Genomic DNA, 25,123 nt, shown 5'->3' with positions numbered 1-25,123 from the left:
GAGCCCCAGAACATGAACCAGCAACTCGCGGGCTATGCCCCGACCCCTGTCGCGGCCCGGATGGAGAACCACGGCCGCACCATGCTCAAGGTGGCCATGGCCACCGGCCAGGACCTGTTCGCCAGGACCGGCTCGATGGTCGCCTACGAGGGCTTCGTCCAGTACGAGGCCAATCCGCCCTCCGCGCAGCAGGCGCTGTCGCAGTGGGCGACCGGCGAAGGCGCGCCGATCATGCGCTGCCACGGCGACGGCGTGCTGTATCTCGCCGACTACGGCGCCGATGTCGTGGTGATCTACCTCGACAACGACTCCCTCTCCGTCAACGGCTCCAACGTCCTCGCCTTCGACGCCCACCTCCAGTGGGGCGTCCAGAAGGTCAAGGGCATGGCCAAACTCGCCGGAACCGGCCTGTGGAACGTGGAGATCGCGGGCACCGGCTGGGTCGCCCTCACCTCCCGCGGAACGCCCATCGTGGTCGACTGCGGCCGGGGCCAGGACGAGACCTATGTGGACCCCGACGCCCTCGTCGCCTGGTCACCGCATCTGAAGGTGAAGGCCAAGCGGAGCATGAAGGCCGGGGCCCTGATCGGCCGCGGCACCGGGGAGGCGTACCAGATGGCCTTCTCCGGGGAGGGCATCGTCGTCGTCCAGCCCAGTGAGGACAACACCGACCGGCTGCGGATCCGGGGCTGAGGGGAGCGGAAGAACACCATGCAGAGCCCACTTTTCACCTATGGCGAGCAGCAGACCCAGGAGCGCTACGCCGTTCAGAACCCGCAGCTCCTGCGGGTCACCCTGAAGGGGAACGACGACGTCCTCGCCCGTAAGGGCGCGATGGTCGCCTATCAGGGACTCGTCGACTTCGACGGCGAGTACCAGAGCGCGAGCAGCCGCCGCAGCCAGGAGCGGACCGGCGAGGGCCTGGACCTGATGCGCTGCTCCGGCCAGGGCACCGTCTACCTCGCCAACCTCGCCCAGCACATCCATCTCGTGGACGTCGACAGCGGCGGTCTGACCGTCGACAGCTCGTACGTCCTCGCCCTCGACCCCGATCTGCGGACCGAGGTCCTCGCGGTCGACAGCGAGTACGGAATCTCCGGATCCGGGAGGTACCAGCTCAATATCTCCGGACCGGGCAAGGTCGCCCTGATGACCTCCGGCCAGCCGCTGATGCTCCGGGTGACCCCCGACTCGTATGTGAACGTCGACTCCGACGCGATCGTCGCCTGGTCGACCGGGCTGCGGGTGCAGATGCAGGCCCCGACGACGTCGACCAGCGTCCGGACCCGGCGCGGCAACACCGGCGAGGGCTGGGAGCTGAGCTTCCTCGGCCAGGGTTTCGTCCTCGTTCAGCCGAGTGAGGTCATGCCGCCGCAGAACGCCCAGATCGGCGAGGGCGTCCGCGGCCAGTTCGGCGCGGACGGCCGCAACCGCGGCAACTCCTGGAGCTGACCCCGGGCGGTACCCGCGTACCGACACAGCGACAAGGGGTGCCCGTCCTCCGCGCAGGAGGACGGGCACCCCTTTCGTCTTCGCCGTCCCGGCCCCGTCGCATACGGGCGCCCGGCCGCGGCCGGGCCCGTACGGAACCACCGCATCCGCTGGTACGGGCGCCGGGCGCTCGGCACCGGGCCCGTACGGTACGGGCCCCGGCTCGCCGCCCCCGCGACGGCGCCGCTACAGCGCGGCCCTGGCCCGCTCCAGCAGCCGGACCACCGAATCGTCCGCCACCTCCGCCACCTCGGCATAGCCGAACCAGCGCACATCCAGCGACTCGTCGCTGATCCGGGCCGTCGCGCCGGCCGGGGCCAGCGCCGCGTACTGCACATCCAGATGCCAGTGGCAGGGCGCCGGAATCGGATGGCGGTCCAGCCGGACCGGGCCCGGCACACCGTCCCGGGCGGCCACCAGGGTCAGCCCCGGAATCCCGGACTCCTCGGTCGCCTCCCGGAGCGCGGCCGCCGCCAGCGTCGGATCGCCCGGCTCGCAGTGGCCGCCCATCTGGAGCCACATCCCCAGCTTGCGGTGGAGGGTCAGCAGCACCCGCTCCCGACCCGGATCCACGATCAGCGCGCTGGCGGTCAGATGCCCCTCCCCGCACGCCTTCCACATCCCGTCCGGACGGGCCGCGAGATGGTCCAGATAGCGCAGCCGCAGCTCTTCCTGCTGTGCGTCGCCCCCGGTGTCATGACCCTTCAGTACGGCGACGGCGTCGTCGTGCAGACTCACCGGCCCGGGCCCTCCGTCCCGTCGCCCTCGCCCTTGTCGTCACCCTCGGCCTTGTTGTCGCCGTCGCCGCCGGCCTTGCCGTCACCCGACGCCGCCTCGCCGAGCATCTTGTCCAGCTCCGAGAAGTCCAGCTGCTCGCGGTGGACGAAACCGTCCGGGTCGTCCAGGTCGGTGGCGGTCGGCAGCATGTCAGGGTGCTCCCAGAGCGCGTCCCGGCCGTCCATCCCGCGCGCGTCCGTCAGCGACGCCCAGAGCCGCGAGGCGTCCCGCAGCCTGCGCGGACGGAGCTGGAGGCCGATCAGGGTGGCGAAGGTCTGCTCGGCGGGCCCGCCCGAGGCGCGCCGCCTGCGCAGCGTCTCGCGCAGCGCGTCGGCCGACGTCAGCCGGGACGAGGCGGCGGCGTGCACCACCGCGTCCACCCAGCCCTCCACCAGCGCCAGCGCCGTCTCCAGCCGGGCCAGCGCCGCCTTCTGCTGCGGGGTGTCCTCCGGCTGGAACATGCCCTGCTGGAGCGCCTCCTGCAGCTGCTCCGGATGCGAGGGGTCGAACCGCCCCACGACGTCCTCCAGCTTGGAGGTGTCGACCGTGATACCCCGGGCATAGCCCTCGACGGCCCCGAAGAGATGCGAGCGCAGCCACGGCACATGGGCGAAAAGCCGCTGGTGAGCGGCCTCGCGCAGGGCCAGATAGAGCCGGACCTCCTCCTTGGGGACACCCAGGTCCTTGCCGAGCGCCTCCACGTTCAGCGGCAGGAGCGCGGCCTTCCCGGCCGGGCCGAGCGGCAGACCGATGTCCGTGGAGCCCACGACCTCACCGGCCAGGACGCCCATCGCCTGCCCGATCTGCTGACCGAACATGGCACCGCCCATGGAGCGCATCATGCCGATCAGCGGGCCCGCCATGGCCTGCATCTCCTCCGGCAGCACCCCGCCCATCGCCGTGCCCACCCGCTCGGCGACCGGGTCGACCAGCTGCTTCCACGCCGGGAGGGTCGCCTCGACCCACTCGGCGCGGCTCCACGCCACCGCCGTGTTCGCGCCCGACGGCAGGGACGTCACCCCGTCCAGCCAGAGATCCGCCAGCCGCAGCGCCTCCTCCACCGCCGTACGGTCCACCGGGCTCACGGAGGCGTCCTTGACGCCGTCCGCGGTGCCCTGGGAGACGGTCTGGCGGGCGATCTGCTTGGCCATGTCCCAGTTGACCGGGCCGCCCTCGTAGCTCAGCATCTGGCCGAGCTGCTGGAAGGCGGCGCCCAGGTCCTGCGGGCCCATGGCCCCGAACATGGCGGCGAAAGGATTGTCCCCGCCACCGGGCCCGCCGCCGAATCCGAAGGGATTCTGCGGGGACGAACCGCCGGCGCCGCTGCCACCGCCCGCGGGGTCCTTCTTCTTGCCGTCGCCGGGCTCCGGCTCCTCCGGCGGAAGGCCGAATCCGAATGGGGTGTCACTCACGGGTTTCCTCGGCTCGTAGGGCCGCCGGCTCCTGCCGACGGCGAATGCCCTCACAACACCACCCAGCGTAGACATCCCGGCCCGCATCCGGGCTCGGTGCTCCGTCGGCTCGTGGCCTGCGGCAGGATGGACGCCACCTGGTCCGTACGCGTCATACCGTACGTACTGAAGACAACCGCTGGAGACGCCTGGTGAGTTCCCCAGATCCGCAGGTTCGCGGAGCGCGAAACCGCTCAACCCCGACCCCGGGCGAGGGGGCCGCAGGTCGCGGACCCGTCGTCGCGGTCACCGGTGCCGCCACGGGCGTCGGAGAACTGCTGGCCCGGCGACTGGCCGCCTCCGACGAGGTGGGACGGGTCGTCGCCATCGACGAGCGCCGGGGGGAGATCCCCGAAGCCACCTGGCACGTTCTCGACGTCCGCGACCCGGCGATCGCCGAGAAGCTGCGCGGCGCCGACGTCGTGGTGCACCTCGCGCTCGACCTCGATCTCGAATCCGACGACACCGCCCGCAGCGCGTACAACGTACGAGGTACGCAGACGGTCCTTACCGCCGCGGCGGCCGCGGGCGTCCGCCGGGCCGTGCTCTGCACCTCGGCCATGGTCTACGGCGCCCTGCCCGACAACGACATCCCGCTGTCGGAGGACGCCGAGCTGCGGGCCACCGCCGAGGCCACCGGCGTCGGCGATCTCCTGGAGATCGAGCACCTGGCCCGGCGCGCGCCCCGCGCCCACCCGGGACTGAACGTGACCGTCGTCCGGCCCGCCGTCCTCGTCGGCGGTACGGACACCGCGCTGACCCGCTACTTCGAGTCGCCCCGGCTGCTCGTCGTGGCCGGATCCCGGCCCGCCTGGCAGTTCTGCCATGTCGAGGACCTGGTCAGCGCCCTGGAGTACGCGGCCCTCGAAAAGGTCGACGGCGAGCTGGCCGTCGGCTGCGAGGGCTGGCTGGAACAGGAGGAGGTCGAGGAGCTGAGCGGGATCCGCCGGATGGAGCTGCCGTCCGCGGTCGCCCTCGGCGCGGCGGCCCGGCTGCACCGGATCGGCGTGACCCCCTCCCCGGCCGGGGACCTCGCCTACACGATGCACCCCTGGGTGGTCAGCGTCAGCCGGCTCCATGCCGCCGGATGGCGGCCCGCCTGGACCAACGAGGAGGTCCTGACGGCGCTCCTGGACGAGGTCGCGGGCCGCCACACCGTCGCGGGCCGCAGACTGGGCCGCAAGGACGCGGCGGCGGCGGGCGGGGCCGCGGCGACGGTCGCCCTGCTCGGTACGGCCGCGCTGGTACGCCGGGCCCGCAAGGCCCGCCGCCGGATCTGACGCCCGCGCCGGGCGGCCCGGGGCACCCCGGGCGCCCCGGCGCGACCCCCGGCCCGTCGGCAGCCGCCGGTGGCCCGGAAACGGCGGCGTACGGCACGATGAGGCCATGACGACCAGGCACGATCACCCGGGGGAGCGGGCGGGCCACGATCCGCTGCGGCTCCTCGCCGTCCGCGACGCCCCGCTCTCCGTGGACGAGGTCCTCGCGGCGGTCGGCGACCCCTCGGCCGGTGGTACGGCCCTCTTCGTCGGAACCGTACGGGACCACGACGCCGGGACCGACGTACGGGCACTCGGCTACTCCTGCCACCCCACGGCCGAGGCCGAGCTGCGCCGGGTCGCCGAGAAGATCGCCGCCGACTACCCGGTCCGCGCCCTCGCCGCCGTCCACCGGGTCGGCGACCTCGTGGTCGGCGACCTCGCGGTGGTCGTCGCCGTCGCCTGCCCGCACCGCGCGGAGGCGTTCGCGGCCTGCCGCCGCCTCATCGACGACCTCAAGCGCGAGGTCCCGATCTGGAAGCACCAGACCTTCGCGGACGGCACGGAGGAATGGGTCGGCGCGTAGCCCCCGGCCTGGGCCTTGAGCACCTTGACCCTCCGGGTGAGGCCCATGCCGTGCGCCCGGCCGGGCAGGTGTTCTCGGGCGACCGCACGCCGGTGGGTGGCTTGCCGCGCGGTTCCGCCCCCTATGCCTGAGGCAATGGGGGACCCCCAGCGCCACCTCGGTCGCCCTCCTGACCGCCTCTTCCCAAAGGCGGGCCCTCCAAGGCCGGGAATCCCTGCAGGCCGGCGCTGGGGAGAGCATTGGGGGGCGCGGGGAACCGCGCGACCAGCCACAGGCGGGCCGCGGACCGCGAACAGCATCAGGCCGCCGGGCGCGTCGGGGTGCCGGGCTCTCCGGAGGGCGCGGCGTACTCCGATTTGCGTAACCGGGCCCCTGGTACGAGCGTTGAAGCGGTGGATGATTAATCTGTTGATCACTCAGCCGGAGTCGCCGCGACGGTCTCCGGCCGCGCTGGTCCATGGGGTAGGGAGGTCGCGATGGCAGCACTCGCATGGTTGCTGATTCCGCTGTTCGCTGCCGTCGGTGCCGCGATATGGGGAGGCTGGGCCTCACGCAACCGGACCACCGGTGACGTGGCCGAACTCGCCGGTTACGCACGGTTCCGCGACGCGATGGAGAAGGCGGGGTCCACCGGCCGCAACGACGGCTGACGGCCCGCGCCCGGCCCCGTACGAGCCGCGCCGCGCCGGGTGTCTCGGGCGGGCTTACGAGCCCCGCCCGCCTCGGGCGGCTCCGGTACGGATCCGATTCCGTACGGCCCGGCCCACGTCGTCGCGCCGCTCCCCGTACGGACCGGCCCGGACGGCGCACGGACGGTCCCGTCCCGTACTGTCGTTCCATGCCACGCCGCACCGCGACGATGCTCGCCGCCTCGATGATCGCCGTCGCGCTGCTCTGCGCGGGCATTCTGATCCCGGTGAAGTACGCGGAGATGTCGCCGGGCCCCACGGTCAACACCCTGGGCGAGGCGGGCGGCGAACCGGTTCTCCGGATCTCCGGGCGGAAGACCTATCCGGCCTCGGGCAACCTCAATATGACCACCGTCCGCGTCACCGGCGCCGATTATCGGATGAATCTGGTCGAGGCCATGTACGGCTGGCTCGCCCACGACAACGTCGTCGTACCGCACGACACGCTCTACCCCGACGGGCAGACCGAGGAGCAGTCCACCCAGGAGAACGCCGAGGAGTTCAGCCAGTCCCAGGAGAGCGCCAAGGTCGCCGCCCTGAAGGAGCTGAAGATCGAGGTCGGTTCGCGGGTCGTGGTCGCCACCGTCGTCAAGGGCACCCCCGCCGAGGGCAAGCTGCACGCGGGCGATGTGATCAAGGCCGTCGACGGCCGGCCGGTCGAGGAACCGGCCGATGTGGCGAAGCTGGTCACCAGGAACAAGCCCGGCGAGGACACCGTCTTCACCGTCGTTCCGGCGAAGGAGGCCGCCGAGGCCGAGAAGGCCGGGCGGGAGCCCGACGTCACCGAGCGGATCACCATCACCACCGCGAAGGCCGAGGGGAAGCCCGACCGGGCCGTCGTCGGCATCCAGGCCGGGACCGACCACACCTTCCCGTTCACCATCGACATCAATCTCGCCGATGTCGGCGGGCCCAGCGCCGGGCTGATGTTCGCCCTGGGGATCGTCGACAAGCTCACCCCCGGCGATATGACCGGCGGGAAGTTCGTGGCGGGCACCGGCACCATCGACGACGACGGCCGGGTCGGCCCGATCGGCGGCATCGCGATGAAGCTGGTGGGCGCGCGGTCCGCCGGGGCGGAGTACTTCCTCACCCCCGCCGACAACTGCGAGGCCGCCGCCGCGGACATCCCCGACGGGCTGACCCTGGTCAAGGTCGACACCATCGCCGACGCCACCAAGTCCCTGGCGAAGATCAAGTCCGGCGACACCGCCGGGCTGCCGTCCTGCGCCAAGGGCTGACCCGGCTGCTCCGCCGGACCCGCCCGCCGGGCTCCCGGCCCCGCCCGGCCGCCCGCCGCTCCGGACCGCCCGGCCGCCTCGTGCCTCGGCCGTACGGGCCCCGCCGCTCGGGCAGGGCCCCGTACGAGAGCACGGGCGTCGCGGCGTCGCGTACGAGCGCGGACGCCGCCACCCGCGCCCCGGCTACGCCTCGAAGGTCGCCGACAGGGCATCGGCCAGCCCCGGCACCAGGTCGGGGCCGGTCAGCACGTCCGTGGGGGAGTCCTTCTCGCGCAGCCGCAGGGCCGACTCGCGGGCGCCGTCCCGCAGTACGGCCACCGTCATCCGGACCTCCTGGCGGTCCGGGTGCTTCGCCACCCAGCGGGCGAGGGACGCCTTGTCCAGGTTGTCCGGAACCGACGCCTCCGCCGTGGGGGGCAGCATCTGCCGCTCCACGGTCAGGGCACAGCCCGCGACCGCGTCCGGCCAGGCGATCGTGGCCAGGAACTCGTCCAGCGGCGTACCGGCCGGGATCTCGTCCTGCTCGATCGGGGTCAGCGGCGCCGCCGCCTCGTCGCCGGAGAGCCCCAGCTGCTCGGCCAGGCCGGGTTCCTGGGACCGCAGCCGCGCCGTGTCGACCAGGGCGAAGAGCCGGGCGGGCAGATCCCAGCCGAGGGTGGCCGCGTATTCGTCGATCTCCAGGACCGCCCGGGTCAGCGGGCTCGCCGCGATCGGGCCGGACGCGGCGGAGGACGGAGGGGAGGATTCATTGGACATGCCCATATCCTGCCTCTTCCGCGGCCCCCGCCGGGAACCGGCCGTCCCGGACCCGGCCGCGGCACCGGAACCACCCGGATCGGGACCCCGTGACGGGAACTAGGTAAAGCCTCAGTAAGTTGCATCAAGGGGCTCTACGATCGCGGGGCCCGCTTGACACGACCGCCCGGTACCCGTCCGGCCGGTCATACGATCGCGAACTTCGAGGTGCGCACGTTGGCTTTCCAGATGCCGGACCGCGGCGGAGGCCCCCCGACCGGGCCACGGATCAGGGTGGGACGGCCGTCCCGGCGTGTCCGCACCCTGTTGATGACACTGGGTGTGCTGGCCGTGCTGGCCATGGCGTTCGTCATGTTCGCCGGGTTCTGGACCGACTGGCTGTGGTACCGCTCCGTCGAGTATTCGTCGGTCTTCACCACCACCCTCTGGACCAAGATCGGCCTGTTCGCCGTCTTCGGCCTGCTGATGGCGGTCGTCGTCGGGGTGAACATCTGGCTCGCGCACCGGCTGCGCCCGCCGCTCAGCGCCATGTCGCTGGAGCAGCAGAGCCTCGACCGGTACCGGATGGGCATCGCCCCGTACAAGAAGTGGGTGCTCCTCGGGATCACCGCACTCGTCGGGCTGATCGCCGGAGCGTCCGCCACCGGCCAGTGGAAGACCTGGCTCCAGTGGGTCCACGGCGTCCCCTTCGGCCAGAAGGACCCCCAGTTCAAGCTGGACGTGGCGTTCTACGCGTTCGATCTGCCCTGGTACCGGTTCCTGCTCGGCTTCGGCTTCGCCGCCGTCGTGCTGTCGCTGATCGCCGCCGCCCTGACCCACTACCTCTACGGCGGGCTGCGCGTCACCAGCCCCGGCGCCCGGGCCACCGCCGCGGCCACCGGACACCTCTCCGTCCTGCTCGGCGTCTTCGTGTCGCTGAAGGCCGTGGCCTACTGGCTCGACCGGTACGGCCTGGCGGTGAAGTCCAGCGACTTCAAGGCCACCGGCAACTGGACCGGACTGCGGTACGTCGACGCCAACGCCTACCTCCCGGCGAAGACCATCCTCTTCTGCATCGCCGTCATCTGCGCCGTGCTCTTCTTCGCCACCCTGTGGCGGCGGACCTGGCAGCTGCCCGTCATCGGCTTCGGCCTGATGGTGCTGTCGGCGATCCTGATCGGCGGGCTCTACCCGGCGATCGTGCAGAAGTTCCAGGTCCAGCCGAACGAGCAGGCCAAGGAGGCGCCGTACATCCAGAAGAACATCGACGCCACCCGTAAGGCGTACGGCATCGACCAGGCGAAGCCCGAGGACTACGCCGGCCGGGCGGATCCCAAGCGCCGGGCCGAGCAGCGGGAGGACGCCAACTCGGCCGCCAGCTACCGCGTGGTCGACTCCAATGTGGTGTCGCCCGCGTTCCAGCAGCTCCAGCAGGAGCGGCGGTACTACCAGTTCCCGACGACGCTCGACGTCGACCGCTACCCGGGTGCCGACGGCAAGCCGCAGGACACCGTGATCGGTCTGCGCGAGCTGAACATCGAGGGCATCCCCAAGCGGAACTGGATCAACGACCACTTCACCTACACCCACGGCTACGGCGCCATCGCCGCCAAGGGCACCAGTGTCGTGACCGATCCGGACAAGGGGACCGTCGGCGCGCCCGAGTTCACCGAGTCCGGCATGCCGACCAAGGGCAACCTGGTCAAGGGCGAGTACGAGCAGCGGGTCTACTACGGTGAGAAGACCACCCAGTACTCGATCGTCGGCGGACCGCAGAAGGAACTGGACTACGAGGCCGCCAGTGGCGACACCGAGTACACCAGCTTCAAGGGCAAGGGCGGCGTCAGCCTCTCCAGCACGCTGAACCGGGCGGCGTACGCGCTGGCCTTCAGCGAGCCGCAGATCCTCTACTCGGGCGCCGTGGGCGAGGGATCGAAGATCCTCTACAACCGTACGCCCAAGGAGCGCGTCGAGGCCGTCGCGCCCTGGCTGACCATCGACGGCGACGCCTACCCGGCGGTCGTCGACGGCCGGATCCAGTGGATCATCGACGCCTACACCACGACGAACGGCTATCCCTACGCCTCCCGGACCACCCTCGGCGACACCACCGCCGACTCGCTGACCACCAACCAGCGGGCGGTCGTGGCCCAGCAGAACCAGGTCAACTACATCCGGAACTCGGTCAAGGCCACGGTCGACGCCTACGACGGCTCGGTCAAGCTGTACCAGTGGGACACCAAGGACCCGGTGCTGAAGACCTGGATGAAGGCGTTCCCGGGGACGGTGAAGAAGAAGAGCGAGATCAGCGCCGAGCTGAAGTCGCATCTGCGCTACCCCCAGGACATGTTCAAGGTCCAGCGCGAGCTGCTGACCCGGTACCACGTCACCGAGCCCGACCAGTTCTACAGCGGCTCGGACGCCTGGCAGGTGCCGGACGACCCGACGAACAAGAAGGAAGCACGCGCGGTCCCGCCGTACTACCTGAGTCTGAAGATGCCGGGCGACACGGCCCAGAAGTTCTCGCTCACCACGACGTTCACCCCCGCCGGACGGCCCAACCTGGGCGCGTACATGGCGGTGGACGCCGATGCCAACAGTCCCGGGTACGGCTCGATAAGGCTGCTGAGAGTCACCGAGACGGTCCAGGGACCGTCGCAGGTGCAGAGTGAGCTGAACGGTGTCACGGAAGTCGCGACCTTCGTCCGGGACCTCAGAGGAACCGACTCGGACATCGAGTACGGCAATCTGCTGACGATCCCGCTCGACGGCGGATTCCTCTACATCGAGCCGGTGTACGCCCGTGGTGGCGCCGCCAACTATCCGCTGCTGAAGAAGGTGGCCGCGGCCTACAGCGGCGGCAAACCGGTCTTCAAGGACAGCCTGACGCAGGCGCTGGACGCGGCCTTCGAGCAGCCCTCGAAGGAACCGCCGGCCACCAAGCCGCCTGGTGACGGCACCAAACCGCCGGGCGACGGCACGACCAAGCCGCCCACGACGCCACCGGCCACCGGTGACGCCGCGGTGAAGGAGGCGATCGAGGACGTGCTGAAGGCACACGCGGACGTCGACGCGGCCCTCAAGAAGGACCCGACGGACCGTGAGGCCGTCGGCCGGGCCGAGGACGCCCTGGACGCGGCACTGGACCGGCTGGCCCAGGCACAGGGGACACCCGCACAGGGCGCGTCGAAGCCACCGGCGTCGACCCAGAGCCCACCGTCGTCCACCTAGGACGGCGCGCGGGCGGCCCGGCGCAGCCGCCGGGACCGTGCTGAACTGCGGACATCCCGCGTCTGGTAGTCTTTGGACATACCGACGCGGGGTGGAGCAGCTCGGTAGCTCGCTGGGCTCATAACCCAGAGGTCGCAGGTTCAAATCCTGTCCCCGCTACTGAATCATCGAGGGCCCGGATCCATTGAGGATCCGGGCCCTCGATGTGCGTGATGGTGCGGAAGAACGGAAGAGGGAGGGGAACCGAGCGCGCCGCCCGGGGAGTTGAGCCGATAAGTGTTTGACTTATCTCTCTGTGGGCATGTCGACAAAACGCTGAAGTGACCTCACTGGCTGCGGTATACCAGGTGTAAGCGGGTTGCGGGTGGTGCGACGATGGAATTCATGGGGGACAGGACGACTCTGTTGGAGACCGGGCGGTTTGTACGGCCACATGCCGATCAGGCGGCGGGCGCGCCGAACGCGGCGCTTCCGGCCGCCCTGACGGGCCGCGCCGATCTCACCGCCGAGCCCGAGCCGGGCCGCACCGCCGTCGTGCCGCCCCGCGGAACGGCCGGTCACGGCCACGGGCGCGACACGATCGGTGGACGTACGGACTCTCGTACGACATCTGGTGCTGGTGATACCGCTGGTGCGAATGTTGACGTTGTGGAGACGGCTGGCGCTGAGGCACGGCACCGCCGCGCGGCCGACGCCGGCGATACCGCCGCCATGAGCATGCTCGGCTCGATGCTGCTGCGCCGGGGCGACCTCGACGGCGCCGAGCCGTATCTGCGCGGCGCCACCGCCGCCGGTGACCGGGCCGCCGCCAACAACCTGGGCGTACTGCTGCACCAGCGCGGCCACCCCGACGAGGCCGCCGGATGGTGGCGGATCGCCGCCGTCGCCGGATCCGCCGCCGCCGCGCACGCCCTCGGCCGCCACTTCCGCGAGCGCGGCGACGAGACCGCCGCCGAGTACTGGCTGCGCCAGTCCGCCGAGCAGGGCCACGCCCTGGGCGCCTACGCCCTGGCGGACCTGCTGGAGCACCGCAGCGACGTGGGCGCCGAGCGGTGGCTGCGGGCCGCCGCCGAGCAGGGGCACCGCGAGGCGTCGTACCGGCTGGCCCGGATGCTCGATCTGCGCGCCGCCGACGAGACCGCCCGCGCGGGCGCGCCGTCCCCCTCCCCGGGCCGTACGGCGGGCCCCGACACCGGGACCGGCGCCCGGGCGCTCTCCGGCCTCGACGAGGCCGCCCAGTGGTACCGGCAGGCCGCCGCGCGCGGCCACCGGCGGGCCGCGCTCCACCTGGGCGCGATCCTGGAGAAGCGGGGCGAGCTGAAGGAGGCCGGGCGGTGGTACCTCACCTCCGCCAAGGACGGGGAGACCCGGGCCGCCTGCGCGCTGGGCTTCCTGCTGCGGGACGCGGGCGACGAGGAGAGCGCCGCCGTCTGGTGGCTGCGGGCCGCCCAGGAGGGCGACGGCAACGCGGCCAACGCGCTGGGCGCGCTGCACGCCGCCCGGGGCGAGCCGCAGACCGCCGAGCGCTGGTACCGCGCCGCCATGAGCGCGGGCGATGTCAACGGCGCCTACAACCTCGGGCTGCTCTGCACCGCCCAGGACCGGACCGCGCAGGCCGAGCAGTGGTACCGGCAGGCCGCGTACGCCGGTCACCGCGAAGCGGCCAACGCGCTCGCCGTCCTGCTGCTCCAGGCGGGTGATCAGGTCGGCGCCGAGCCCTGGTTCTCCAAGGCCGCCGAGGCGGGCAGCGTCGACGCCGCGTTCAATCTGGGGATCCTCTACGTCGGCCGGGACGACGACCGTACGGCCCTGAAGTGGTACGAGCGGGCCGCCGCCGCCGGGCACACCGAGGCCGCGCTCCAGGTCGGCACGGCCCGGCTGCGCGAGGGCGACGAGCAGACCGCCGAGCGTCATCTGCGCTGCGCGGCGGGCGGCGGCAGCGCCGAGGCCGCGTTCCGGCTCGCCACCCTGCTGGACGCCCGCCAGCCGCCGCCGGGCCCGCCCGCTCTGGGCGAGACGACGGCCGCGAAGACCGAGTGCGAGGAGTGGTACGAGCGGGCCGCCGAGCAGGGGCACCGCAGGGCGCAGGTCCGGGTCGGCATGCTGGCCGCGGGGCGCGGCGACGTGGAGTCGGCGGCCCGCTGGTACCGGGAGGCGGCCGAGGCGGGCAGCCGTAACGGCGCGTTCAACCTCGGGCTGCTGCTGGCCCGCGACGGCAACGAGCGCGAGGCGGCCCTCTGGTGGACCCGGGCCGCCCACGCGGGCCACGGCCGTGCCGCGCTCCGCCTCGCGCTGCTGGCGGCGCGCCGCGGGGAACTGGCGGAGGGCAAGCGCTGGTGCGCCCGGGCGGAGGAGCTGGGCCCCTCGGAGGTCACGGAACGCGCGGCGCGCCTCCGCGACGCGCTCCACCAGGAACTGACCGCCTGACCCTCCGGGGGTCTTTGGCCTCGGGACGCGTCCGGCGACCTGACGCTGTTCGCGGTCCGCGCCACCGTCGTGGTTGTCCGCGCGGTTCCGCCCCCTATGCCTTCGGCGATGGGGGACCCCCGGCGCCTTGGCTCTCCGGCTGAGCGCTTTACCCCGGAGTCTGTGTGTGTGGGGCTCGCCCCCGTATGCCGACCGCGGGCCGTGGGTGGCTGTTCGCGCGGTTCCCCGCGCCCCTGGCTGCCTTCCTGGCCGCCCTCGGAAAGGGTCCGGCCCCTTGTGAGCGGGGCCGGGGCCCCTTTCGGGGGCGGTGCCGGGGAGAGCATTGAGGGGCGCCGGGAACTGCGCGACCAGCCACAGGCGGTCCGCGGACCGCCGACAACATCAGGCCGCCGGGCGGTGCCCGGGAGGGCCAAGCCGCCGGGGGTTCGCCCATCGCTGAAGGCGTAGGCCACGGCACTGCGCGAACAACGCCCGGCGCCCGGGTCGTGCGTGGCGGGGCCTTCGCGGAGGGGATTTGCGTTGGGCGGGGGTGGCACGTACTGTTGGGTTCACCGACGCGGGGTGGAGCAGCTCGGTAGCTCGCTGGGCTCATAACCCAGAGGTCGCAGGTTCAAATCCTGTCCCCGCTACTGAAACCGAAGGCCCGGATTCCTCAGGGAATCCGGGCCTTCGGCATGTTCCCGGGCGCGCGGAGCGCCCCGGCGGCGACGCTGCCGCCGGGGAGGGATGTGCGGGGATGAATCGAGGTCAGACGCAGTTCGGGCAGATGCCCTTGTACGTCACCTCGACGTCCGAGACCGTGAAGCCGAAGCGCTCGGAGTCGGGCAGGTCGGCCAGCGGGTTACCCGCGGGGTGGACGTCCCTGATGGCGCCGCAGCGGGCGCAGACCAGGTGGTGGTGGGGGCGGTGCGCGTTGGGGTCGTACCGCTTGGCGCGGCGGTCCGTGGCGACCTCCAGCACCTCGCCGAGGGAGACCAGCTCGCCCAGGGTGTTGTAGACCGTCGCCCGGGAGATCTCCGGGAGCCGTTCCACGGCGCGCGCGTGCACCTCGTCGGCGGTCAGATGGACGTGCTCGCCGTCGAGGACCTCAGCCACTACTCGCCGCTGGGCGGTCATGCGCCAGCCGCGTCCGCGGAGTCGTTCCAGCAGGTCACTCATAAGGACCAGCTTAACAGTGGTACGACCAGATCCCGAACGGGTGTGACTTTGGATGCGCGCTTGACTTAGACAAAGTCCATCGTAGGATCGGGTTCGGCGGAACGATCGCCATGGGACAGGACACGCAGGTATGACGCAGGAGGCGCACGTGACGCAGGGACCGCTCACCACGGCAACCGGGGCTCCGGTAGCCGACAACCAGAACAGTGAGACCGCGGGCGTCGGCGGACCGGTCCTCGTCCAGGACCAGCTCCTCCTGGAGAAGCTCGCCCACTTCAACCGCGAGCGCATCCCGGAGCGCGTGGTCCACGCCCGCGGCGCCGGCGCCTACGGCACCTTCACCCTCACCCGGGACGTCAGCGAGTGGACCCGGGCCGCGTTCCTCTCCGCGGTCGGCAAGGAGACCGAGGTCTTTCTGCGCTTCTCGACGGTCGCGGGCAATCTGGGCGCCGCCGACGCGGTGCGCGACCCGCGCGGTTTCGCCCTGAAGTTCTACACCGAGGAGGGCAACTACGACCTCGTCGGCAACAACACCCCGGTGTTCTTCGTCAAGGACGCCATCAAGTTCCCGGACTTCATCCACACCCAGAAGCGCGACCCGTACACGGGTTCGCAGGAGCCGGACAACGTATGGGACTTCTGGGGTCTCTCCCCGGAGTCGACCCATCAGGTGACCTGGCTCCACGGAGACCGCGGCATCCCCGCCTCGTACCGTCATATGAACGGCTACGGCTCCCACACCTACCAGTGGAACAACGAGGCCGGCGAGGTCTTCTGGGTCAAGTACCACTTCAAGACCGACCAGGGCATCAAGACCCTGACGGCCGCCGAGGCCGACGAGCTGGCCGGTAAGGACCCCGACAGCCACCAGCGGGATCTGCGGGAGTCCATCGAGCGGGGCGAGTTCCCGAGCTGGACCGTGCAGGTGCAGATCATGCCCGCGGCGGAGGCGGCGAACTACCGCTTCAACCCGTTCGACCTGACCAAGGTCTGGCCGCACGCGGACTACCCGCCGATCGAGATCGGCAAGCTGGAGCTGAACCGCAACCCGGAGAACATCTTCGCCGAGGTCGAGCAGTCGATCTTCAGCCCGGCGCACTTCGTGCCCGGTATCGGCCCCTCCCCGGACAAGATGCTCCAGGGCCGTCTCTTCGCCTACGGCGACGCCCACCGCTACCGCGTCGGCATCAACGCCGACCATCTGCCGGTGAACCGGCCGCACGCCACCGAGGCGCGTACCAACGCCCGCGACGGCCTGCTGTACGACGGCCGTCACAAGGGCGCGAAGAACTACGAGCCGAACAGCTTCGGCGGCCCGCACCAGACGGACCGGCCGCTCTGGTCGGCCACCGCGGTCAGCGGGGTCACGGGCGACCACGCCGCCCCGAGCCACGCCGAGGACAACGACTTCGTGCAGGCCGGCGACCTCTACCGGCTGATGTCCGAGGACGAGAAGGGCCGGCTGGTCGACGCCCTGGCCGGCGCCATCTCCGGGGTGTCGCGGGACGACATCGCCGAGCGGGCGATCAACAACTTCCGTCAGGCGGACGGAGACTTCGGCAAGCGGCTGGAAGCCGCGGTCCAGGCCCTGCGCGGCTGACGGCGCCCGCCGGAGGAGTCGGAGGCCGGTGCCCCCGTCGGATCACGACGGGGCACCGGCCTCCGCGCGTTCGCGCGACCTGGCCGGTGGTGACCGGCCGGGTCAGCCGGCCAGGGTCGCCCGGTGGCGGCGGGCCGGGGCCCAGCAGCGGACGATGTCGCGTACGGAGACGATGCCGACGGGGCCGTTGTCGTCCAGCACGATCAGATGGCGGAAACCGCCGTGGGACATGGCCTCCGCCGCTTCCTCCAGGGTCCAGGAGGGCGCGGCGAAGACGACGTCGGTGGTGGTGTGGGCGCCGGCGGTCTCCCGGTCGGGGTCCTGCCCGGTGCCGACGGCGGTGAGGATGTCGCGCTCGGTCAGGATGCCCGGGCCCTCCCCGTCGCCGTCGAGGACCACGGCCGCGCCGACGCGACGGGATGACATCAGACCGGCGGCCTGACGGAGGGTGTGAGCGGGCCCGATGGTGAGGACCACCGTGCTCATGGCGTCACGGACGAGCATGGATGGGGCCACCTCCTTGGGGAACCGGCCTTTCGAGAACCGATTCACAAGTTCACAAACGAGGGCACTTTCAGAGTTGCAGCCCTCGGGAGCGGCATCAAGGGGGTAGGAGGGTCGGATTCCGTGTCCGGTTCCGTTCGATTCGGCTGCCGGTCTCGCCATGGCGCGCGGCGGGCGGAACCGGACGGTCCCGTTCGGTGCGCCGGTATGACAATCGGGCGGCGGCGCGGGGTGGTGCGGCGATACGGCGCCGATACCGTACCGCCGCCTGCTGCCTGCCGTCCGTCAGATGCCCGTCAGGCGTCGCCGAGCCGGGCCAGCAGCTCCTCGTGGAGCAGCCCGTTCGACGCCACGCCGTTTCCGCTGTGCGGGCCCGGCTGCCCGTCGAGGCCGGTGAAGACGCCACCCGCCTCCTGGAGGACGACGACCAGCGCGGCCATGTCCCAGAGCGACAGCTCGGGCTCGGCGCAGATGTCGACGGAACCCTCGGCGACCATCATGTACGGCCAGAAGTCGCCGTAGGCGCGGGTGCGCCAGCAGTCCCGGGAGAGCTGGAGGAAGGCGTCCAGACGGCCGCGCTCCTCCCAGCCCGTCAGCGACGAGTAGCCGAACGAGGCGTCCTCGAGCCGGGACACCCGGGACACCCGCAGCGGCGTCGCCGAGGTGAGGGAGCGGCCCGTGTAGGCCCCCGAGCCCTGGGCGGCCCACCAGCGCCGCCCGAGGGCGGGCGCCGAGACCACCCCGACGACCGGCTGATAGACGCCCTCGTCGTCCTGGACGGTGAGGGAGATCAGGGTCGCCCAGACCGGCACCCCGCGCACGTAGTTCTTGGTGCCGTCGATCGGGTCGATCACCCAGCGGCGGGGTCCGGTGCCCTGCACCCCGTACTCCTCGCCCAGGATCGCGTCCCTGGGCCTCGCCCGCTGGAGCTGCCCCCGGATCAGCTCCTCGGCCGCCCGGTCGGCCTCCGAGACCGGGGTCATGTCCGGCTTGGTCTCGACCTTCAGATCGAGTGCCCGGAACCGGGCCGTGGTGGCCGCGTCGGCGGCGTCGGCGAGGACATGGGCGAGGCGCAGATCATCGTCGTATTCGGGCATGATCCTCACCCTATCGGTGCGCCGCCGCACCGGGCCGGGGCCGCCGGAGGCCCCCTTGACACCGTCCGGGCCCCCGTCAACTCTGGCAGGGACACGCCTAGGGAGGCCCTGCGAGCCCCGAGGCCTGGAGGTGACCGTGCCAACAGCGCGAGAGTCCCTGCTGAACGCCGCTTCACGGGCCCTCGACCAACGGCCGTGGTCGGCCGTGCGGATGGTCGACGTCGCCGCGTCGGCGGGGGTTTCCCGGCAGACCCTCTACAACGAGTTCGGCGGCAAGGACGGGCTGGCCCGGGCGCTGGTACGGCGCGAGGCGGATGCCTATCTGTACGGTGTCGACCGGCTCTTCTCGGAGCGGAACGGGCCCGGCGCGGTGGAGCGGCTCGTCGCCCTCGCCGAGTGGACCGTCTCCCAGGCGCGGGCCCGGCCGCTGCTGCGGGCGCTGCTCACCGGCTGCTGGGGCGAACGGCTGCCCGCGCCGAGGCCCACGGGGCGCGGTTCGCCGTCGGCCGGGGCGCCCGCCCAGCGCCGTGCGGACGCCGGACCCCCGGCCCCCGCGGATGTGGCGGCGGCGGTACGGGACCGTACGCTCGCCGCCCTCGAACGGTCCCGTACGGGCGGCGGCCCCACCCATCCGGACGAGACGGCGATACTCGCCCACCGCTGCGAACTCACCGTCCGGCTGGCCCTCTCCTATGTCGTGGCCCCCGACCGCGAAGGGGTCGCGGCCCTGGTCAGGGCGGCCGTGGCGGCGCCCAGACGGCCGCCGCCCGCGGAGTGAGACCGGTCGGAAGGACCGGCCGGCGCGCCGTCACGCCTCCCGGGGCGGCGCGCGGTCGGGTGAATCGGTCACGTTTGCGGCCTACTGATGTTGGTAAGTGCATAATCGCAACAAGTCAGACGAAGCAGTCACCGACTGTCGGGGAGGCACTCACATGGCGTGGCTGCTGGTGGTCGTCGCCGGGATCCTGGAGACGGGGTTCGCCGTCTGTCTGAAGCTCTCCCACGGCTTCACCCGGCTCTGGCCGACGGTCGCCTTCGCCGCCTTCGCGCTCGGCAGCTTCGGTCTGCTGACCCTCGCCCTGAAGAAGCTCGACGTGGGCCCGGCGTACGCGGTGTGGACGGGGATCGGCGCGGCGGGTACGGCGATCTACGGAATGATCTTCCTGGGGGATCTGGTCTCCACACTCAAGATCATCTCGATCACGCTGGTGATCGTGGGCGTGATCGGCCTCCAGCTCTCCGGCTCCGCGCACTGAATCATCCGGGGGCGGGCACCGTCCGAGGCGCCTGCCCTCTGCGGCCACCCGGCCCACCGGGCCGCGCCCGGCGACCTGATCTTGTTCGCGGCCTGCGGCCCGCCCGTGGCCGTTCGCGCAGTTCCGCGCGCCCCTAAAAGCTCTCCCCGGCACCGCCCCTGAAGGAGGACCCGGCTTTTCTGCGAGGGCGATCAGAAGGGCAACCAGGGGCGCGGGGAACCGCGCGACAAGCCACGGACGGCAACCGGTCGGCATCGACGCGCGAGGGGCTCCGCGCGCCCCGCGCCGGCCTAGTCCCCGTCGCGTCGTTCCCGTGTCGCCAGCAGTCGTCGGAGCGAGAGCAGCCGGGCCGGGTCCGCGTGGCCCGCCTCCACCCATGCGTCGAGCGCGCAGTCGGGCTCGTCGTGGCTGCAGGCGCGCGGGCAGTCCTCGGTGCCGGGTACCAGGTCGGGGAAGGCGTTGATGACCCGGGTCGGGTCGACGTGGTTGAGGCCGAAGGACCGTACGCCCGGCGTGTCGATCACCCAGCCGCCGCCCTCGACGGCCAGCGGCAGCGCCAGCGCGGAGGTGGTGGTGTGCCGTCCCCGGCCGGTGACCGCGTTGACATGGCCGGTGATGCGCCGCCGCTCCTCCGGGACCAGCGCGTTGACCAGGGTCGTCTTCCCGACCCCGGAGTGGCCGACGAAGGCGGTGGTCCGCCCGGCGAGATGTTCCAGGACCCGGTCGGCGGCCCGGCCGTCCACGAACTCCTCGCGGGTGGTGACGATGTACGGCACACCGAGCGCGCCGTACATCTCCAGCAGTTCGTCCGGGGGCGCGAGGTCGGACTTGGTGAGGACGAGCAGGGGTTCGAGCCCGCCGTCGTACGCGGCTACCAGGCAGCGGTCGATCAGCCGGGGCCGGGGCTCGGGGTCGGCCAGGGCCGTCACGACGGCGAGCTGGTCGGCGTTGGCGACGACGACCCGCTCGTACGGGTCGTCGTCGTCGGCGGTACGGCGCAGTACGGAGTCCCGGGGCTCGATCCGGACGATCCGGGCGAGGGTGTCCTTGGCCCCGGAGAGATCCCCGACGAGGGCGACCCGGTCGCCCACGACGGCCGCCTTCCGGCCCAGCTCGCGGGCCTTCATCGCGATCACGGTCCGGTCCCCGACGAGACAGGTCAGCCGCCCCCGGTCCACGGTGAGCACCATGCCTTCGGAGGCGTCCTCGTGCTTGGGCCGGATGTTGGTCCTGGGCCGGTTCCCCTTGCGGTTGGGCCGGACGCGGATGTCGTCCTCGTCGGGGTTCTTGCCGTAGCGCCGCATTGCCTCAGGCCCCGTTCAGCTTTCCGCTCCCGCCGGATCGGGGACGCCGAGCAGCGCGGCCCACATCGCCGGGAAGTCGGGGAGGGTCTTGGCGGTGGTCGCCACGTTCTCGATCTCGACGTCCTTGACCGCGAGGCCGATGACGGCGCCCGCGGTGGCCATCCGGTGGTCGTCGTAGGTGTGGAAGATCCCGCCGTGCAGGGTGCGCGGCCGGATGTGGAGGCCGTCCTCGGTCTCGGTGACGTCGCCGCCGAGGCCGTTGATCTCCCGGGTGAGGGCGGCCAGCCGGTCCGTCTCGTGGAGCCGCAGATGGGCGACGCCGCGCAGGGTGGAGGGGGAGTCGGCGAGGGCGGCGACGGCGGCGATGCCGGGGGTCAGCTCGCCGACCTCGGAGAGGTCGACGTCGATGCCGTGGATCCGGCCGCCGCCGGTGAAGACCAGTCCGTGGTCGGTCAGCTCGCAGGAGCCGCCCATCTCGGTGAAGATCCGGCGCAGCGCGTCACCGGGCTGGGTGGTCCGCTCGGGCCAGTCGCGGACGGTGACCCGGCCGCCGGTGATCAGGGCGGCGGCGAGGAACGGCTGGGCGTTCGACAGGTCGGGCTCGATGGTCAGGTCCCGGCCGAGCAGCGCGGAGGGGGAGACCCGCCAGACGTTGGGCTCGCCGCCGGTCTCCGGCTCGTCGACCTGGGCGCCGACCGAGCGGAGCATGTCGACGGTCATCCGGATGTGCGGCATGGAGGGGAGCCGGTCGCCGATGTGCCGTACCTCGACGCCCTGGTTGAACCGGGGCGCGGAGAGCAGCAGGGCCGAGACGAACTGCGACGACGAGGAGGCGTCGATCTCGACGGGGCCGCCGTCCAGGGCGCCGCCGCCGTGGACGGTCATCGGGAGCGAGCCCCGGCCGTCGTCGTCGATCCTGGCGCCGAGGACGCGCAGGGCGTCGATCACGCCGTGCAGGGGGCGCTCGTAGGAGCGGGGGTCGCCGTCGAAGCGGACCGGGCCGTCGGCGAGGGCGGCGACGGGCGGCAGGAAGCGCATGACCGTGCCCGCGTTGCCGACGTCGACGGTGGCGGGGCCGTGCAGCCCGGCCGGGATCACCCGCCAGACCTCGCCTTCGCCGTCCGGGCCCACGCCCTCCTCGATCCCGACGCCGAGGGCGCGCAGCGCCTCGGCCATCAGCAGGCTGTCGCGGGAGCGCAGGGGGCGGCGCAGCCAGCCGGGCTCGGCGGCGAGCGCCGCCAGGACCAGGGCGCGGTTGGTGACCGATTTCGATCCGGGCACGGTCACCGTCGCTTCGACGGCTCCGCTCGCGTAGGGGGCGGGCCAGAGTGCGGGGGAGTGGTGCGCGGGGGCTTCGGTCATGGCCATTACTTTAGTGGCTCGGCCGACACCCCGATCTTGATCAAATCTGCCGAAACCGGGGCGTAATCAAGAGGTGGTACGGAAGCGCGCCGCTCCGGGCGCCGGGTTCAGCGTGCCAGCAGCCAGCGGCCGCCGCCGATGAGCGAGCTGAGCGATACGGCGTGGAAGAGGAAGAGCCAGAGCCCGGCGGGTACGTGGGTGAGCCGGGAGAGCTGGTCGGCGTCGGAGTCGGGGGCGCCGCCCCGGCGCCGCTTGGACTGGAGCTCGAAGGCCGGGCGGACCCCGCCGAGCAGCAGGAACCAGACCGTCGTATAGGCGAAGGCGGCCTGGACTCCGGGCTCCGCGAGCCAGGAGATCAGCAGGAAGGCGGCGCCCGTCAGGACGACGGCGAAGGCCCCGTACGCGTTCCGGATCATCACCAGCATCGCCAGCAGCAGGGCCGTCGCCAGCCAGAGCAGCAGGGTGATGTGCCCGGTGGAGAGCAGGGCCGCGCCGCCGAGGCCGAGCAGGGGCGGGGCGGTGTAGCCCGCGGCGGCGGTGAGGATCATGCCGATCCCGGTGGGCCTGCCCCGGCTGACCGTCAGGCCGCTGGTGTCCGAGTGCAGCCGGATGCCTTCCAGGGAGCGGCCGGTGAGCAGGGCGATCAGCCCGTGGCCGCCCTCGTGGGCGATGGTGACGGCGGTCCGGGAGAGCCGCCATATGGGGTTGGGTACGACCGCGATCAGGGCGAGGGCCCCGGCGAGGACCACGATCCACTGTTCGGGCGACGGCTGGGTGCCGGTGAGCCGGTCCCACAGGTCGGCCGCCGACGCGGTGCTCAGGACGGTGCCGGTGGTCGCGTCGGTCGCCGGGGCGAGGAGACCGGTGGTCGGCGTGGGGTCCATGGCGGGCGGCTCCTCGGGCGGGGCGGGCGGCGGAGTGTCGCAGTCTGGCACCCGGAGGTGCCCACTCGGGAGGACGCCCTGCCGGAGCGGATCGTTCCGGACGGTGGTACGGGCCGGGGGCGTGGCGGTACGAGGGGTACGGCCCCGGGTACCGCGAGGGCGCGGGGGTACGGCACCGGCCCGTACGGCCCCGGCGGCTGTCCGGCCCGGTTCCGGACGGCCCCGGATCCGGACGCTCTCAGGCCCCGCGGCCGTCCGGATCAGCCCCGACCAGGGGTTTCCGGCCCCCGCCCGGCCCCCGCTCGTCCCCCGCCCGGCCTCCGGCCGGTCCTCCGGCCGCGAAGCCGCCGTGACTGTCAGTGCCCGCCGGTAGGCTTCCGGATCAAAGGGGTGGTTGACGATGTGTGGACGGTACGCGGCCAGCCGGGCGCCGAAGGATCTCGTCGGGCTCTTCGACGTGGCCAAGTGGGATCCGCTGGAGACCCTGGCCCCGGATTTCAACGTGGCGCCCACCAAGCAGGTGTACGCGATAGTCCAGCGGGCCCTGAAGGACTCCGGCGATCCGGCGCCCGTCCGGCAGCTGCGGATCCTGAAGTGGGGGCTCGTCCCCTCCTGGGCCAAGTCGCCCGAGGGCGCCGCCCGGATGATCAACGCCCGGGCGGAGACGGTGCACGAGAAGCCGTCGTTCCGCCGGGCCTTCGCGACCCGCCGCTGTCTGATCCCCGCCGACGGCTACTTCGAGTGGGTCACCGGCTCCGACGAGCGGGAGCTGGAGGAGAAGGGCCGCCGCAAGCGCCCCCGCAAGCAGCCGTACTTCGTCACACCCGCGGACGGTTCGGTTTTCGCGATGGCCGGGCTCTACGAGTTCTGGCGGGACCGCACCCTGCCCGACGACCATCCGCAGGCGTGGTGGTCCACCTGCACCGTCGTCACCACCGAGGCCGAGCAGGGCCCCCTGGGGGTCGCGCCCGCCGACGGTCCGGGCAGTCTGGCGGAGATCCATCCCCGGATGCCGCTGATGCTGACCCCCGACCGCTGGGCCGACTGGCTGGACCCGGCCCGGACGGACGTCGAGGAGCTGCGGTCCCTGCTCGTCCCGCCGCCCGAGGGGCTGATGCGGGCCTATCCGGTCTCCACCGCCGTCAGCAATGTCCGCAACAACGGGCCCGAGCTGCTGACCGAGCTGGAGGCCCCGGAGGAGGGCACCCTCTTCTGAACGGCCCCGGGGCGCGAGCCGTGCCGGACCTCCGGCCGCCGGGGAGCCGCGCGCGGCAGGATGGGCCCGTGACCAGCACACCGAGCACACCGAGCGCATCGAACAGGCCGAAGAAGTCGTCGCCGCCCGCCGTCGAGGACGTCGAGACCCCCGCCGGGACGGCCCGGATCCATTGGCACCGGGCGGCCCGCCCCCGGCTGGTGCTCGCCCTCGGCCACGGCGCGGGCGGCGGCACCGGCGCCCGCGACCTGGCGGCTCTCGCCGCCGCCCTGCCCGCCGACGGGGTGACGGTCGCCCTGGTGGAGCAGCCGTGGCGGGTGGCCGGGAAGAAGGTCGCGCTGGCGCCGAAGACCCTGGACGCCGGCTGGCACGGCGTCTGGCCCGCCCTCACCCGGCCGGGCCCGCCCGTCGTCGCCGGTGGCCGCAGCGCCGGAGCCCGGGTCGCCTGCCGTACGGCCCCGGCCCTCGGCGCCCGCGCCGTACTCGCCCTGAGCTTTCCGCTCCATCCGCCCGGCCGTCCGGAGAAGTCCCGGGCGGACGAACTGCTCGGTTCCGGCGCGCCCACCCTCGTCGTCCAGGGCGGCAACGACTCGTTCGGCCGCCCGGAGGAGTTCCCCCGCGGTGATTTCGAACTGGTCGAGGTGCCTTTCGCCGACCACGGGTTCGCCGTCCCCAAGCGCTCCGGCCGGACCGAGGAGGAGACCGTGACGATGATCACTGGCGCGGTGCGGGAATGGCTGGGCCGTCTCCGGGAATGACCGGGCCCCATGGGGTGTTGAGGCGGATACCTGGGAAATCGCCGTCATCGCGGTACGGCAGCACGCGGCCGGCACCGAGCATGGAGTAGGGAGTCCG

The 25,123-nt window shown here is 72.3% G+C and carries 22 protein-coding genes and 2 tRNA genes; 15 read left to right on the top strand and 9 right to left on the bottom strand.

Features of this window, described 5'->3' with window-relative positions; genetic code table 11:
* Positions 1 to 12 precede the first annotated feature (12 nt).
* Together ABZ714_RS15515 and ABZ714_RS15510 are read left to right on the top strand one after the other, a co-directional pair.
* On the top strand, positions 13 to 693 hold the full coding sequence (locus tag ABZ714_RS15515; protein WP_358825724.1) for an AIM24 family protein: 681 nt from the start codon (positions 13 to 15) through the stop codon (positions 691 to 693).
* A gap of 18 nt (positions 694 to 711) precedes the next feature.
* Positions 712 to 1,452: an AIM24 family protein gene (locus ABZ714_RS15510; protein ID WP_358825723.1), complete on the top strand. Its 741-nt coding sequence runs from the start codon at positions 712 to 714 to the stop codon at positions 1,450 to 1,452.
* A gap of 225 nt (positions 1,453 to 1,677) precedes the next feature.
* Here ABZ714_RS15510 and ABZ714_RS15505 read toward each other — a convergent pair whose 3' ends face one another.
* Together ABZ714_RS15505 and ABZ714_RS15500 are read right to left on the bottom strand one after the other, a co-directional pair.
* Positions 1,678 to 2,229 (bottom strand): NUDIX hydrolase, encoded by a 552-nt coding sequence (locus ABZ714_RS15505; protein WP_358825722.1) that lies wholly within the window; start codon positions 2,227 to 2,229, stop codon positions 1,678 to 1,680.
* On the bottom strand, positions 2,226 to 3,680 hold the full coding sequence (locus ABZ714_RS15500) for a zinc-dependent metalloprotease (protein WP_358825721.1): 1,455 nt from the start codon (positions 3,678 to 3,680) through the stop codon (positions 2,226 to 2,228). Before ABZ714_RS15500 ends, ABZ714_RS15505 begins: the two co-directional genes overlap by 4 nt.
* A 191-nt stretch (positions 3,681 to 3,871) precedes the next feature.
* Here ABZ714_RS15500 and ABZ714_RS15495 point away from each other — a divergent pair, with 191 nt between their 5' ends.
* The 4 genes from ABZ714_RS15495 to ABZ714_RS15480 all read left to right on the top strand — a co-directional run bounded on the left by ABZ714_RS15495 (position 3,872) and on the right by ABZ714_RS15480 (position 7,494).
* Positions 3,872 to 4,999 carry an NAD-dependent epimerase/dehydratase family protein gene (locus ABZ714_RS15495; protein ID WP_358825720.1) on the top strand — a complete coding sequence of 376 codons (1,128 nt, stop codon included), beginning with the start codon at positions 3,872 to 3,874 and terminating at the stop codon, positions 4,997 to 4,999.
* 106 nt (positions 5,000 to 5,105) lie between these two features.
* On the top strand, positions 5,106 to 5,564 hold the full coding sequence (locus ABZ714_RS15490; RefSeq protein WP_358825719.1) for a molybdenum cofactor biosynthesis protein MoaE: 459 nt from the start codon (positions 5,106 to 5,108) through the stop codon (positions 5,562 to 5,564).
* Between the two features lie 476 nt (positions 5,565 to 6,040).
* Entirely contained in the window at positions 6,041 to 6,214 is a 174-nt protein-coding gene (locus tag ABZ714_RS15485; RefSeq protein WP_358825718.1) for a hypothetical protein, read from the top strand.
* Positions 6,215 to 6,402: 188 nt separating this feature from the next.
* Complete coding sequence (locus ABZ714_RS15480) at positions 6,403 to 7,494, top strand: PDZ domain-containing protein (RefSeq protein ID WP_358825717.1); 1,092 nt, start codon at positions 6,403 to 6,405, stop codon at positions 7,492 to 7,494.
* Positions 7,495 to 7,677: 183 nt separating this feature from the next.
* Here the strand turns inward: ABZ714_RS15480 and ABZ714_RS15475 are convergent, their stop codons facing one another.
* Positions 7,678 to 8,250, bottom strand: a complete 573-nt coding sequence (locus ABZ714_RS15475) for a PPA1309 family protein (RefSeq protein WP_358825716.1) — start codon at positions 8,248 to 8,250, stop codon at positions 7,678 to 7,680.
* Positions 8,251 to 8,478: 228 nt separating this feature from the next.
* Between ABZ714_RS15475 and ABZ714_RS15470 the strand changes: the two genes are divergently transcribed.
* The 4 genes from ABZ714_RS15470 (at position 8,479) to ABZ714_RS15455 (ending at position 14,516) form a co-directional block, all read left to right on the top strand.
* Entirely contained in the window at positions 8,479 to 11,460 is a 2,982-nt protein-coding gene (locus tag ABZ714_RS15470; protein ID WP_358825778.1) for a UPF0182 family protein, read from the top strand.
* 85 nt (positions 11,461 to 11,545) lie between these two features.
* Positions 11,546 to 11,619 (top strand) — tRNA-Met (locus ABZ714_RS15465).
* A gap of 216 nt (positions 11,620 to 11,835) precedes the next feature.
* Positions 11,836 to 13,887 (top strand): tetratricopeptide repeat protein, encoded by a 2,052-nt coding sequence (locus tag ABZ714_RS15460; protein WP_358825715.1) that lies wholly within the window; start codon positions 11,836 to 11,838, stop codon positions 13,885 to 13,887.
* Between the two features lie 555 nt (positions 13,888 to 14,442).
* Positions 14,443 to 14,516 (top strand) — tRNA-Met (locus ABZ714_RS15455).
* A gap of 118 nt (positions 14,517 to 14,634) precedes the next feature.
* Here the strand turns inward: ABZ714_RS15455 and ABZ714_RS15450 are convergent.
* Positions 14,635 to 15,045, bottom strand: coding sequence for a Fur family transcriptional regulator (locus tag ABZ714_RS15450; RefSeq protein WP_358825714.1), 411 nt, complete (start codon positions 15,043 to 15,045; stop codon positions 14,635 to 14,637).
* Between the two features lie 148 nt (positions 15,046 to 15,193).
* On the opposite strand from ABZ714_RS15450, the gene ABZ714_RS15445 reads away from it, so the two are divergent.
* Positions 15,194 to 16,645: a catalase gene (locus tag ABZ714_RS15445; RefSeq protein WP_358825713.1), complete on the top strand. Its 1,452-nt coding sequence runs from the start codon at positions 15,194 to 15,196 to the stop codon at positions 16,643 to 16,645.
* Between the two features lie 102 nt (positions 16,646 to 16,747).
* On the opposite strand, the gene ABZ714_RS15440 is transcribed toward ABZ714_RS15445, so the two are convergent.
* Both ABZ714_RS15440 and hisN read right to left on the bottom strand, forming a co-directional pair.
* Entirely contained in the window at positions 16,748 to 17,149 is a 402-nt protein-coding gene (locus ABZ714_RS15440; protein ID WP_358825712.1) for a CBS domain-containing protein, read from the bottom strand.
* 296 nt (positions 17,150 to 17,445) lie between these two features.
* The gene (gene hisN, locus ABZ714_RS15435) at positions 17,446 to 18,246 is read right to left on the bottom strand and encodes a histidinol-phosphatase (RefSeq protein WP_358825711.1); all 801 of its coding nucleotides are present in this window, start codon (positions 18,244 to 18,246) and stop codon (positions 17,446 to 17,448) included.
* A gap of 136 nt (positions 18,247 to 18,382) precedes the next feature.
* Between hisN and ABZ714_RS15430 the strand changes: the two genes are divergently transcribed.
* Both ABZ714_RS15430 and ABZ714_RS15425 read left to right on the top strand, forming a co-directional pair.
* Positions 18,383 to 19,024 (top strand): helix-turn-helix domain-containing protein, encoded by a 642-nt coding sequence (locus tag ABZ714_RS15430; protein WP_358825710.1) that lies wholly within the window; start codon positions 18,383 to 18,385, stop codon positions 19,022 to 19,024.
* A 154-nt stretch (positions 19,025 to 19,178) separates the two neighbouring features.
* Positions 19,179 to 19,502: a multidrug efflux SMR transporter gene (locus tag ABZ714_RS15425; protein ID WP_358825709.1), complete on the top strand. Its 324-nt coding sequence runs from the start codon at positions 19,179 to 19,181 to the stop codon at positions 19,500 to 19,502.
* A 290-nt stretch (positions 19,503 to 19,792) separates the two neighbouring features.
* On the opposite strand, the gene rsgA is transcribed toward ABZ714_RS15425, so the two are convergent.
* The 3 genes from rsgA to ABZ714_RS15410 all read right to left on the bottom strand — a co-directional run bounded on the left by rsgA (position 19,793) and on the right by ABZ714_RS15410 (position 23,052).
* Entirely contained in the window at positions 19,793 to 20,806 is a 1,014-nt protein-coding gene (rsgA, locus tag ABZ714_RS15420) for a ribosome small subunit-dependent GTPase A (protein WP_358825708.1), read from the bottom strand.
* 15 nt (positions 20,807 to 20,821) lie between these two features.
* A complete protein-coding gene (aroA, locus tag ABZ714_RS15415; RefSeq protein ID WP_358825707.1) occupies positions 20,822 to 22,168 on the bottom strand; it encodes a 3-phosphoshikimate 1-carboxyvinyltransferase in 1,347 nt (448 codons plus the stop codon).
* Positions 22,169 to 22,275: 107 nt separating this feature from the next.
* The gene (locus tag ABZ714_RS15410; RefSeq protein WP_358825706.1) at positions 22,276 to 23,052 is read right to left on the bottom strand and encodes a M50 family metallopeptidase; all 777 of its coding nucleotides are present in this window, start codon (positions 23,050 to 23,052) and stop codon (positions 22,276 to 22,278) included.
* Between the two features lie 400 nt (positions 23,053 to 23,452).
* On the opposite strand from ABZ714_RS15410, the gene ABZ714_RS15405 reads away from it, so the two are divergent.
* Both ABZ714_RS15405 and ABZ714_RS15400 read left to right on the top strand, forming a co-directional pair.
* Positions 23,453 to 24,268 (top strand): SOS response-associated peptidase, encoded by an 816-nt coding sequence (locus ABZ714_RS15405; RefSeq protein ID WP_358825705.1) that lies wholly within the window; start codon positions 23,453 to 23,455, stop codon positions 24,266 to 24,268.
* Positions 24,269 to 24,435: 167 nt separating this feature from the next.
* Positions 24,436 to 25,026 carry an alpha/beta family hydrolase gene (locus ABZ714_RS15400; protein WP_358825777.1) on the top strand — a complete coding sequence of 197 codons (591 nt, stop codon included), beginning with the start codon at positions 24,436 to 24,438 and terminating at the stop codon, positions 25,024 to 25,026.
* Positions 25,027 to 25,123 lie beyond the last annotated feature (97 nt).

The sequence above is a fragment of the Streptomyces sp. NPDC006798 genome (assembly GCF_040635975.1).
Classification (GTDB): Bacteria; Actinomycetota; Actinomycetes; order Streptomycetales; family Streptomycetaceae; genus Streptomyces.
Note: the sequence above shows the minus strand (reverse complement) of the source record. Positions and strands in the feature narration are given on the sequence as shown.